This is a genomic window from Bacillus cereus group sp. BfR-BA-01382, from assembly GCF_022663475.1.
In the GTDB taxonomy this organism is placed as follows: Bacteria; Bacillota; Bacilli; order Bacillales; family Bacillaceae_G; genus Bacillus_A; species Bacillus_A thuringiensis_S.
In genome coordinates this window covers 1-12,529 of sequence record NZ_JAKUFQ010000031.1, presented here as the reverse complement: position 1 = coordinate 12,529, position 12,529 = coordinate 1, and the positions used below count along the sequence as shown (strand labels likewise).

The following is a 12,529-nucleotide window of genomic DNA, read 5'->3' as shown; positions in this document are numbered from 1 at the left end:
TTCTTTTTTTATTTGTTGTATAATCAAAATGTAAATGAGATTCGTTTTCAATTTCGTTCATTACCTCTTTTGAAATTACCTGTAATTTTAGCCATAATTAGCTGTTTTTCTTTATCGTTATTTGCATGATTTATTTTATTTAAAAATTTTTCAGCATCATTTCCTTTTAATATCATAATTTGTTTTCCGTAATATTCAATTAATACCATGTTGTTTTTTGTTATCCGATAATGAAACATCTTATCATCTAAACGGTTGCGTTTATCGGTGTTTTTCATATTACATCTCCATTCTTTTTAGTATGTAACAAATGTTACAAAAGAATTTGAAATTATAGTGTAATGCATCCGATTGTATGTTGGAAATTTTGCTAGAAAGAAATACAATAGAGAGTAGTCAAAATTGAAAATGAGAAAAAGGAATCTAGTTTTAACATAGTGAATATTAAATAATATTATAATATACTTGATAATTAAAAGATATAAAATAGAATGGATGTACGTTAAGTGAAACTAGATAAAAGAGGGTTCCTAGTATGTTAAAGAAATGGTTAATCGTTTTCTTTATTTTTGCTGTTTTTTGTGGAAGTGTTGTTACACTAATACATGCAAATAAAGGAAAAAAATATGATGTAAAGGCATTTTTAAATGTAAATAGTAAGCGAAAAGATGTTAAGCAGGAAGTTGATGCGAATGCGAAAAAGCGTTATGAAATTGCAGCTGGAAAACTAGATCAGTACTTAAAAGATAAAGGATTTAATGGGAGTGTTCTTGTAGCAAGTAAAGATCATGTCATTTTACGAAAAGGGTACGGTTATGCGAATGTGAAAGATCAAGTATTAACAACTCCAAGAACGAAATATCGCATTGGGTCTATTACGAAAACAGTTGTTGCAATATCTATTATGCAACTAAAAGAAAAAGGGAAGTTGAACATTGAAGACAATGTAAATAAATATATCCCATCGTTTCCGGCAGATAAAAACATTACGTTACGAAATTTGTTAACACATACGTCTGGATTACCAGAACAGGGACAAGGTAGTGTTGACGCAGCATCACGGTTAAAATTAGTAACGTGGATTGGGGCACAAACGTTACAATTTCCAGCAGGGACAGGATGGAAATATACAGATTATAATTATATGGTGCTTGCATATATTGTAGAAAAAATATCGAATAAACCACTTGCTGAATATGTGAAAGAAAATATTTTGACTCCTGTTGAAATGCATGAATCTGGAATGGGCGCAACACTTCCAGAGGATATTTTCTTAGCAGAAGGGTATACGAAAAAAGATAATAAGTTAATAGCCACGCCTCGCTTAAAAATGAACTGGCTGTATGGTTGTGGTGAAATGTATACGACTGTTGAAGATATGAAAAAGTTAGATGAAGCTATTATGGATGGTAAACTACTTTCTAAACAAAGTGTATCAGATATGTTTTCTGCATCACCTGCAAGAAAATATGGATTTAGTTTCTATATTTACCCAGATTATTATCATAACCACGGTGTATTAGCTGGCTGGAACACTTTTAATAATTTTAACTGGGATAAACGAACGTTTGTCATATTATTTTCTAACGTCCAAAATGGTATGAATGATGCATTTAATCAAGAATTTAGGAAAATGGCGAATGATTTAATAGAAGGAAAATAATTATAAAAAATCGGTATTGATATGTAATTATCAATACCGATTTTTTTATTTTGTAAAGTTTTACTTACTGCCCACAAATAGCGGGATAAATAGGTAAGAAAGGTGATTGGCATTTGAATAAACCAAAATAGGTAGTTAAATGCTAAGTAATGTAAAGAATAATTGGTAATTTTTACATTGATAAAAAAGCTTGAGCTTCACACTATGTGAAGCTTTACATTATTGGAGACAAGAACAGGAGGTTGAAAAAATGAAAAAAGTAATAAAGTTTTGTTTAATAGCTACATTATCTACAACGATTATTAGTGGATGCTCTTTTGAGGGTAACAATGAAAATGTTAAAGGGAAAGAAGGAGAAAAAGTAGAGGTACAGAAAAATGCTGGGAAATATACGATGCCAGATGAAAAAGATAAACATGAAGGTACATGGCTGCAATGGCCACATGAATACACATATGGTGAAGAGTATAAGCAGGAAGTTGAACCTATTTGGGTTAAGATGGCAAGTGCTTTAACTGAGGGAGAGAAAGTCCACATTGTTGCATATGACCAGGAAGAAAAGAAGAGAATCAATAAGCTTTTAACAGATGAAGGGTTAAATATGGAGAAGATTGATTTCTTTATCGCGCCTACTGATGATGTATGGGCAAGAGATAGTGGACCGATTTTTGTTTATGACAATAATAAAAATTTAAAAATATTAGACCCGGCATTTAATGGATGGGGAAAGAAAACGCCTTACAAAAATGATGCTCGAATACGAGAGAATGTCAGTAAACAATCAGGAATTGAAAGAATTGATTGGGGGAAATTTGTCCTTGAAGGTGGTGCAATTGAGTTAGACAGCAATGGAACTGCTTTATTAACTCGAAGTGCAGTAACGAATAAAAATAGAAATCCTAATTTATCAGAAAAGGAAATTGAAAAATATATAAGTGACCTTGGGGTATCAAACTTTATTTGGTTAGACGGAGTACCTAATTTAGATATTACGGACTTTCATATTGATGGATTTGCTAAATTCCATAATAACTCTACCATTGTAACGATGAAAGAAGATGACCTAGCCGAATGGGGTTTATCTAATAAAGATATGAATACATTGTTAGATGCCAAAAATGCTTCAGGACAGAAATATAAGTATGAATACTTGCCGCTTAGTAAAGAAAAAGTTGCTTTAGAAAATGGAAAAACTCTCGATTATAAGGGATCGTATATCAATTATTATATTGGGAATACAGTTGTATTAGTGCCTAATTATAATGATCCGAATGATAAAATCGCAAACGATACGATTCAGAAGTTATACCCGGATCGTAAAGTAGTTGGCATTGATGTGAGAGAGCTTTATAAAAATGGTGGCATGATTCATTGTGTGACACAACAACAACCAATTGCATTGAAGTAATTAATTGTAATTTCGTTGTGCTGCTATATAGACAAAATAGGTGAAATCTTATCTTTACCTATTTTGTCGTTCCTTATTATTTGTAAAAATAAAAATTAAATATAATGATAATTGAATTGTAGTGTATGTTCGCTTTTCGTTTTATATGGTAAAGGAGAAAAATGTTTGTGTTAAAGAATTTTAAAATAGTGTTTTCGTATTTCCCTATCGTTTTACAGTACATTTTAAATGTAGCTTTAATTTGCTTAGGGGTTGTTCTAAGTGTATTTCTTATGAAAGAAGTCATTCAGTTTATACAAGAACTGAAATTGGATGGTAATGAATCTAGTTATCATTTAATTGATAGTATCGTCGTATTCTTTTTGTACTTTGAATTCATCGTAATGATTATAAAGTATTTTCAAATGAATTTTCATTTTCCATTACGATATTTTATATATATAGGTATAACAGCTATTGTGCGTCTCATCATTATAGATCACGATAGTCCGTTAGATTTATTGTTATATGCCTGTGCAATCTTTGTATTAATTAGTGCGTTGTTCATTGCGAATTCTAAAATGATGCGTCGGGATTTAGAATAGTGAACATTTGTTGTTGAATTAAATAAGATATTTTATCTTTTTGCAAAAAAGGAGTAACGGTATTGAAAGAAATAATCTTAACCAGCCTCATAATGATAGGGTTTATGATTCTATTATTTAATTGTATACTTTCGTGATTTAAAAGAATAAAAGGTTAATAGAGAAAGAGGTTTTTGTAAATATGGTTCATTACAATAATCAAAATAGTTTACATTTATAAGTTTTGCATTCATAGGTATTGAAGCAATAGGGGTTGAAATTGAAGATCCCTTTGGTCAGGATCCAAATGATCTTCCGCTAGAAGGAATTTGTATAGGAGTAGAAGCGCATTTAGTGAATTTATATAATCAAAACGATCTATTAGAAGTAATGGGTTTGAATCGTGATAAAAAAATCATTTAATCATTTATTGTTGTTTTAAAATAGGTTATTTAAAAAACTTGTCAAGAGTCAATTTAAGGCTTAACGTCAGCTTTATATTTTTTATATAAATATATAATATTTCTCCATGCTATAATCCATTCATGAAATATACGCGGTTCATGAGTTGTAATGAAAAGAGAAATGAATTGAGGAATAGTTGGCTTTGTGAAATCAGTTATGTAACTACTATTAAAAAGCGAGGTAAATAATATGGAACAAAAACATAATGGGATTATTTTTACTGCAATACCAGACGAATCGAATGAATATTATCAACCATTTTATGAAGACTTGATTTACTTTAATGAATGTTTAAATGAAAAGAAATCAATGGCAGATCAACTTATATCTTTATCTGTTGAAGAACAAGACTTTCATACGAGCTGTTTTGAGTATGATGATATTTGGCTAAGAGATGTTGCACCGGTTGCCACAAATCATCTAGTTAAATTTAAATATCGACCAAATTATTTGCCAGATGATCAAGGGCGATATTTAGATCAACAATTTAATAAATGGTTGAAAAAGAATGACTTTGAATATGTAAAATCTCCATTAATATTAGATGGTGGTAATCTTATTTGGAATAAAAAAGATACTGTAATATTAACAGAACGCATATTTGATGATAACGATGATTGGACAGAAGAGGAAATTATTGAGCAGTTAGAATGGGATTTAGATGTGAGCCGAGTTATTATTATTCCTGCTGAAGAAGGGGATGTACTAGCACACGCAGACGGAATGGTTAAATTTATTGATGAACATACAATGTTTATTAGTGATTTTTTAGGGGATCATGAATTTAGATATAGTGTTCAAGAGATTATTCAAGAACAAATGCCAGAAGCTGCATTTATAGTTGTTCCTTCATCGTATACAGAGAAAGGACAATATGATCAAGAGATAGCATCGGCAAAAGGATTGTATATAAATATGTTAGAATCATGTGATGCTCTGTATGTTCCTAAGTTTGGACTAGCTAAAGACGAGGAAGTTTTACGATATATTCAACAGTATACGGAGAAACAAGTTATTCAAATTCATGTAGGAGAAATATCAACAATGGGAGGCGCGATGAATTGTTTAACGTGGTATTGTCCAAGTCATTTGTTACCTTCGAAAATAAGAAGATTGAAAAATCAGAATGAAGATTTTTCAATGAAGAAGATTTTTGATTGGTTTTAATAAATAAGTAATGAAAAGAAAATGTATTCAAGGAGTATTGATATGTATACCATCGCTGAGTTTTCTCGGATTTGTAAAATGAGTACGCGGATGTTAAGACATTATGACAAAGAGGAGATATTAAAACCGGCATATGTGAATCCGGTTAATGGGTATAGGTATTATGAACAAGGACAGCTGGAAGTAGCGTTGAAAATCAAAAAGCTAAGGGAGTATAAATTTCCTCTTCCAAAAATTAAAATTGTTTTGCAGTCATCGGATCAAGATTCGTTTGTTCAACATATACAATCACAAATTATCGAGTTGTCTCAGGAAGTGAAGCAAAATTTACAGGTTATTTCAGAAATGAATGAAATGGTAAAGGTGAATAGTAGTCTAAATACTGCTCGTCATAGAAATTACGATATATTAATGGGAATGAGGAATGAAGTAACGATAATTATTCAAAGAGTAAAAATAGATATGGATGATATGGATGATTATTTTTATGACTTATATGAAGAGGTACAAAAAAATAATTTTCAAATAGTCGGTTCACCATCTGCAGTCTTTTATGATGAAGAATATATTCCAAGTAACAGTGATATTGAATTAAGAATCCCGGTTATGCAGGGGAATGATGAAGACGTAGCACAAGAGTATGAAATGAAAAAACTAAGTCCACATCAAATCGTTACTACTATGCATTATGGAAGTTACGACTATATTGGTTACGCTTATATAGCGTTAGAAGAATGGGGTGAAAAAAATGGGTGTGTAATAGTTAATTCGCCATATGAGGTTTATATAAAGGGGCCTGAATGTGATTGTTTAGCAGAAGAGTATGTGACACAAATTTGTTTTTTAGTTACGAAAATAGAATGAGAATAAGGATTGACATTAATATTATGTCAATCCTTATTCTATGTACGAAAGCAATTTATCATAATAAAAAGGCGAAATAAAGAGTCACCTTATAAAGTTGCTACAAGTAAATGAAGATATTCCTGTTGACCTTAACACGATGTCAAAGTATAGACTGTACGTACATTCATATAAGGGGTGAACACGTATGAGAAATATAGAAAATAGTTTGTTTTATATGCCTGCGGAATGGGAGAAACATGAAGGTACATGGCTGCAATGGCCTCATGATAAAGCTCATAGAGGTGAAGGTTACAGAGCTAAGCTAGATGATATTTGGGTAACGATGGCAAAGGAGCTTCATTACGGAGAAATTGTGCATATTGTTGTATATGATGAGGAAGAAAAAGTACATGTCCAATCGAAGTTAATGGAAGCGAAAGTGGATATGGATAAAATTGATTTCTTAGTTCAAGAGACGGATGATGTGTGGATAAGAGATAATGGACCGATCTTTGTAAAAGATAAGGAAGGCAATCTCTGCTTAACACACTGGGTTTTTAATGGTTGGGGAGATAAATATCCGTATGAAAATGATGCTGTTATTCCGGCAAAAATAAGTGAGATGTATAGTATTCCAAAAGTTAAATCTAGTGTCTGTCTAGAAGGTGGAGGAATAGAGATAAACGGAAATGGAACCTTAATGGCGGCAAAAACTTCTATTATAAATGAAAATCGAAACCCTACACTAAGTCAGGAAGAGATTGAAATGGAGTTAACGAAGTATTTGGGGGTAACGAATTTTATATGGATAACTGGTATTCGTGGTGAGGATAATTATGATGAAGATACGGATTACCATATTGATGGCGCAGCACGTTTTGTAAATGAAAATACAATTCTTTATGAATATGATCCTTTCGGGGAGAGTGAATCCTACCTTTTGGAGGCGTACGAAAAGCATTATCAAGAATTGAGACAAGCAAGAAATATAGATGGAAAACCATTTCAGCTTATACCAGTACCGGTGACAAGAAAAGCTGTAAAAGAAGCAGATTGTAAGGGCTCATATTTAAACTTTTATATTGGAAATGAGGTTGTATTGGTTCCTATATATGGCGATGAGCATGACAAGTTAGCGCTTCAAATTATTGAAGGGCAGTTTCCGGGAAGAAGAATTGTCGGCATTTATGTAAATGAGCTGTTTGCGTATGGTGGCATGATTCACTGTGTGACGCAGCAACATTTAGCATAAAGTAACCGAAATGAAAAAAGCATGCAGAGTATATACTCTGCATGCTTTTTATAATGCTGAAAACTCCTCAACAAGTTGAGTGAATTGTTTCAATGCACTTTCAATCGGTTCTGGCGTAGTTAAATCAACACCAGCTTTTTTCAATAAGTTTAGTGGATAGTCAGAACTTCCGCCTTTAAGGAATTCAATATAATGTTTTTGAGCATTTGGATCGCCGCTTAATAGTTTATCAGCGATTTGAATGGCAGATGCGAATCCAGTTGCATATTTGTATACGTAAAACGGGCGATAGAAATGAGGGATTCTAGCCCATCCGTATTTTACTTCTTCATCAAATACAAGTGAATCACCGTTATATTCTTTAAATAGCTTTTCATAAATTTCACTGAAGACTTGGGCATTTAATGGTTTACCTTGCTCAGCCATTTCATGTGTGATTTTTTCAAATTCTGCAAACATGATTTGTGTAAAGAAAGTACCTTTAAATTTCTCAATAAAATGGTTAACTAAATGGTTACGCACGTTCGTTTCTTTTGCTTCTTTTAATAAATAGTGAATTAATAACACTTCATTTACTGTAGAAGCGACTTCTGCCACAAAGATAGAATAATGTGCAGAAATTCTTGGTTGGTATCCATGTGAATAGTGCGTATGCATACCGTGCCCGCATTCATGAGTAAGAGTGAACAGGCTATTTAAATCATCGTGATGATTTAAAAGAATGAAAGGATGAACACCGTATACACCAAAGTTATAAGCACCAGAACGTTTTCCTGGTGTTTCTCTTACGTCTATATATCGTTTATCTTTAAAACTTTTTAATGTCTCAATATATTCTTCTCCTAAAGGAGCTAGTGATGCAATCATAATGTCAAATGCTTCACTATATGGGATGTCTTGTTTTGCACCTTCTACTAAATCGATGCCTAAGTCGTATTGTCTTAGTTCATCTACGTTTAATTTTTCTTTTCGAATTTCATTGTATGTATGTAATGTTTGAATGTTTTTTTTCGTTGTATCAATAAGGTTTTCATATACTTCTTTCGGAACCATATCGCCAAATAATGATTTCTCTAGCGCTGATGGATAGTTTCTTAGCTTCGAAACAGTAACATTATTTTTAATAGCAGCGGATAAAGTAGATGCGATGGAATTCTTTAACTGAACATATGGTTTGTAATATGCTTTATAAGCTTCTTTACGCTTTTCACGATTCGTATCTTCTATTAACTTTGCATACATTCCGCGTGTTAAGTTCACTTTTTCTCCATCGTCAGTCGTCACTTCACCAAATAATATATCTGCATTGTTTAACATACCAAATGTGTGCTGTGGAGAAGAAAGAGCTTCACCCATCTGTGATAAAATTGCTTCTTGGTCCTTATTCAATACGTGTTTTTTATAACGATATAATTCAAATAAGTCTTCTTTATAATATTGTAAGCCTTCTGTTTCTTCTATGTAAGAATGTAATGTGCTTTCGTCTATGCTAAGTAAGAAGGGGGAAAAGAAAGATTTAGCTGCACTTACTTTCACGTGTAATTGTGATACTTTATCGACAAGAGATTGCGCGTCAGTATCGCGTGTATCAAGGTCAGATTGTAATCGTGCATAAGCGAACATTAAAGATATTATGCTAGAAATTTCTTCACTCTTCGTTAAATAAGCTAATAAACTATTGCCATCGTGAATATTGCCATTAAACTCGTGTAATTCCTTCGTTAATACTTCAATTTTATGAAAATCACTTTCCCAATCTTCAATTGTATGGTAAATGTCTGTTAAATCCCATTTTTCTATATCAGCTACTTGTAATCGATCTTTAAGTTCTGTCATAATCATTTCCTTTCTAAACATGTAGTTATATTTCTATATAACTATGAAATACAACAAATTGCAAAAAATCCCTGCTGAAAATTGAAAAGCCTTGCTAAAATAACAAGGCTTACATACTTATAGTGTAATTCCAAATTTTGAATGTAAAAGGTTTGTAAATTGCATGTCTGTAACGGTTTCTTTCGTTTTTTTACCATTTTTCGCTACTGTAAGGCTATCTTTCGTTAAAGAGGCATGCCCATCTTCAGTTAGTTTTACAATAAGAGGTAGTTTATTAAAGGGTGACCCTTCATGTTCAACGATAATTTTTTGTGCTGTATTTGCTTTTTCTTCATCCACTTCTTCTATATAAAATGCATAGCCTAACGTCCAATCATCAGCAGAAGATTGATCCAAGAACTCATTGTTTTTCCGCATCTCTAAAATGTAGTTTCCCTTTTCGGTCATTTCTTTACGAATACGATAATCTCCTGTAACAGAGTGAATGACTTCACCTGAGAAAGGGACAGGGGCAAGAGGTAAGTATGATCCGAATCCTACTTCAATTAAATAAAGTTCATTATGATGTGTTAAAACGGTTGCAATATGGCCAGAATCAACAGCCCATATGGAGTTTGTAGCGTTATAAACTGTTCCTGAAACGAGATGAACATCGAATCCAGAATCTTTCAAGAAGTAATACATAGTAGGATTGAGTTCATAACAAAGACCGCCACGGTTATTTACTAAAATTTTCTCTTTCAAATTTTCTTTTGATATTTCTTTAAAATTCTTTTCGAGAATATTTAAGTTTTCAAAAGGAACAGTTTGTGCCATTGCGTACATAATGTTAGATAAATCTTCAAATGAAACTGTGTCTTTTTCTTCTATATATAATCGTACGAAAAATTGTTTTTGAAAGTCTGTCATAGAAATCCCTCCGTTATGTTTTTATAGGTAAATTGTAAACAATCTTGAATAGGATGTGAAATTAAAACTACGTTGAATATTTGAAGTGAGATTAAAAATAATGTGGGAGAGTGAGAGATTGCTACTTTACTAACGGTGGAACGAATATTATAATAATTCTGATAAACTATGCAAACGCTTTCTTAGAAGGGGATGGTGTACAGATGTTTAAAAGAGTAACAATAGTCGGATTGTCAGTTGTTATGTTTTTACCTAGTATATATGAGGGGAGTAAAGCATATGCAGATACAGTTAACAATGGAACGTTAATGCAGTATTTTGAGTGGTATGCTCCGAATGATGGGGATCATTGGAATCGTTTGCGTACTGATGCTGAAAATTTAGCGCAAAAAGGAATTACATCTGTTTGGATACCACCTGCATATAAAGGAACTACGCAAAATGACGTAGGATATGGAGCATATGATTTATATGATTTGGGGGAATTCAATCAAAAGGGAACAGTGCGGACGAAATATGGGACGAAAGCACAATTGAAGTCTGCAATTGACGCTTTACATAAGAAAAACATCGATGTATACGGTGATGTAGTTATGAATCATAAAGGTGGGGCTGATTATACAGAAACTGTCACAGCAGTTGAGGTAGACCCAAGCAATCGAAATGTTGAAGTATCAGGTGATTATGAAATTAGTGCTTGGACAGGATTTAACTTTCCAGGGCGTGGAGATTCTTATTCTAATTTCAAATGGAAATGGTATCATTTTGACGGAACAGATTGGGATGAAGGAAAGAAATTAAACCGAATTTATAAATTTAGGGGCATAGGTAAAGCGTGGGACTGGGAAGTGTCTAGCGAGAATGGGAATTATGATTATTTGATGTACGCGGATCTTGATTTTGATCATCCAGATGTTGCGAATGAAATGAAAAAATGGGGAACGTGGTATGCGAAGGAATTAAATTTAGATGGCTTTCGTTTAGATGCTGTTAAACATATTGATCATGAATATTTGCGCGATTGGGTAAATCATGTTAGACAGCAAACGGGGAAAGAAATGTTTACAGTAGCTGAATATTGGCAAAATGATATCCAGACTTTAAATAATTATTTAGCGAAGGTCAATTATAATCAATCTGTGTTCGATGCACCACTGCATTATAATTTTCAGTATGCTTCAACAGGAAATGGGAATTATGATATGAGAAATATTTTAAAAGGAACGGTAGTTGCGAATCATCCTACACTTGCGGTTACTCTAGTTGAAAATCATGATTCACAGCCTGGTCAGTCATTGGAATCTGTAGTGAGCCCTTGGTTCAAACCGTTGGCATATGCATTTATTTTAACGCGTGCAGAGGGATATCCTTCTGTTTTCTATGGTGATTACTATGGTACAAAAGGAAATAGTAACTATGAAATTCCAGCGTTAAAGGACAAAATTGATCCGATTTTGACGGCACGAAAAAACTTTGCATATGGTACGCAGCGTGATTATTTTGATCATCCAGATGTAATTGGCTGGACAAGAGAAGGTGATAGTGTACATGCTAATTCTGGTTTAGCAACGTTAATCTCTGATGGACCAGGAGGGTCAAAGTGGATGGATGTTGGGAAGAATAACGCAGGGGAAGTATGGTACGATATTACGGGTAATCAAACAAATACTGTAACAATTAATAAGGACGGGTGGGGGCAGTTCCAAGTAAGTGGAGGATCAGTTTCCATATATGTTCAGCAGTAATTTTGTGATGAAAAAGGAGAGGTAGACTGAAATATAAGTTTTCCTCTCCTTTTTATATGGTGCATATTTATTTTTCCTGAATCTTTATTGTAATAAAAGAACTAGTCGACCTTTATAACAACAAGAGATGCATTGGAATAAATAATGTCACCCGTGGCTTCTCTTATTCGTAATCGAAGAACATCTCCTTGGTTTAAAGGTAATAGATCAGTTCTGGCGGATGTGGCTCTTACCCCAGAAGCACCACCAACTCGTGTTTCAATTGCGAATTGAATGGAATCGTTTATTGTAAGATTTAATATGCTAGACGAAATAGCTTGTATTACAAATACGATTGAAAAGGATACAGAGTATACACCAGTGGTATCAATTGTAATGGAGTTGTCTACTGGATTTAGAGTAGTTCCACTAACAGGTCCTGGAATGGTAAAGTTGACATTTGTATTAACTACTGCTGAAAAACCGATTCCTACTTCAGAAGTTATTGTTCCAAATACGGGAAGAATCCCTAAACCAGTTGCGCCAGTGGGACCAGTTATTCCAATTCCGGTAGGGCCTGTAACCCCAGTGGGACCAGTTATTCCGATACCGGCAGGACCTGTAACCCCAGTGGGGCCAGTTATTCCGATTCCGGTAGGACCTGTAACCCCGGTGGGACCAGTTATTCCGATTCCA

Annotated in this window: 11 protein-coding genes and 1 pseudogene; 8 read left to right on the top strand and 4 right to left on the bottom strand. The window is 33.3% G+C overall.

All coding sequences use genetic code 11. The features are described 5' to 3' along the window. Positions 1–47: 47 nt before the first annotated feature. Positions 48–278 carry a hypothetical protein gene (locus MR160_RS14795; protein WP_000798793.1) on the bottom strand — a complete coding sequence of 77 codons (231 nt, stop codon included), beginning with the start codon at positions 276–278 and terminating at the stop codon, positions 48–50. A 257-nt stretch (positions 279–535) separates the two neighbouring features. Here MR160_RS14795 and MR160_RS14790 point away from each other — a divergent pair, with 257 nt between their 5' ends. From MR160_RS14790 to MR160_RS14760, 7 genes and pseudogenes are all read left to right on the top strand, one after another. Next, entirely contained in the window at positions 536–1,663 is a 1,128-nt protein-coding gene (locus tag MR160_RS14790; RefSeq protein WP_242297652.1) for a serine hydrolase domain-containing protein, read from the top strand. Positions 1,664–1,913: 250 nt separating this feature from the next. Continuing rightward, the gene (locus tag MR160_RS14785; protein WP_000755771.1) at positions 1,914–3,071 is read left to right on the top strand and encodes an agmatine deiminase family protein; all 1,158 of its coding nucleotides are present in this window, start codon (positions 1,914–1,916) and stop codon (positions 3,069–3,071) included. Positions 3,072–3,238: 167 nt separating this feature from the next. Further along, positions 3,239–3,655, top strand: a complete 417-nt coding sequence (gene psiE / locus MR160_RS14780; protein WP_000916570.1) for a phosphate-starvation-inducible protein PsiE — start codon at positions 3,239–3,241, stop codon at positions 3,653–3,655. 210 nt (positions 3,656–3,865) lie between these two features. Then, a pseudogene (locus tag MR160_RS14775) lies at positions 3,866–4,057 on the top strand (bestrophin family protein); the annotation flags it as partial. Positions 4,058–4,288: 231 nt separating this feature from the next. Further along, the gene (locus MR160_RS14770; RefSeq protein WP_000435525.1) at positions 4,289–5,266 is read left to right on the top strand and encodes an agmatine deiminase family protein; all 978 of its coding nucleotides are present in this window, start codon (positions 4,289–4,291) and stop codon (positions 5,264–5,266) included. 42 nt (positions 5,267–5,308) lie between these two features. Beyond that, positions 5,309–6,130: a MerR family transcriptional regulator gene (locus MR160_RS14765; protein WP_242297649.1), complete on the top strand. Its 822-nt coding sequence runs from the start codon at positions 5,309–5,311 to the stop codon at positions 6,128–6,130. A gap of 187 nt (positions 6,131–6,317) precedes the next feature. Next, positions 6,318–7,364 carry an agmatine deiminase family protein gene (locus tag MR160_RS14760; RefSeq protein WP_001244188.1) on the top strand — a complete coding sequence of 349 codons (1,047 nt, stop codon included), beginning with the start codon at positions 6,318–6,320 and terminating at the stop codon, positions 7,362–7,364. Positions 7,365–7,412: 48 nt separating this feature from the next. Here MR160_RS14760 and pepF read toward each other — a convergent pair whose 3' ends face one another. Both pepF and MR160_RS14750 read right to left on the bottom strand, forming a co-directional pair. Next, complete coding sequence (gene pepF / locus MR160_RS14755; RefSeq protein WP_000137532.1) at positions 7,413–9,200, bottom strand: oligoendopeptidase F; 1,788 nt, start codon at positions 9,198–9,200, stop codon at positions 7,413–7,415. Between the two features lie 117 nt (positions 9,201–9,317). Beyond that, a complete protein-coding gene (locus tag MR160_RS14750; RefSeq protein WP_000129232.1) occupies positions 9,318–10,109 on the bottom strand; it encodes an arylamine N-acetyltransferase family protein in 792 nt (263 codons plus the stop codon). A 203-nt stretch (positions 10,110–10,312) separates the two neighbouring features. Between MR160_RS14750 and amyS the strand changes: the two genes are divergently transcribed. Continuing rightward, positions 10,313–11,854: an alpha-amylase gene (gene amyS, locus MR160_RS14745; RefSeq protein ID WP_000476900.1), complete on the top strand. Its 1,542-nt coding sequence runs from the start codon at positions 10,313–10,315 to the stop codon at positions 11,852–11,854. A gap of 101 nt (positions 11,855–11,955) precedes the next feature. Here amyS and betA read toward each other — a convergent pair. Beyond that, a partial coding sequence (gene betA, locus MR160_RS34985) for a collagen-like exosporium glycoprotein BetA (protein ID WP_242297647.1) occupies positions 11,956–12,529 on the bottom strand: 574 nt, incomplete at its 5' end.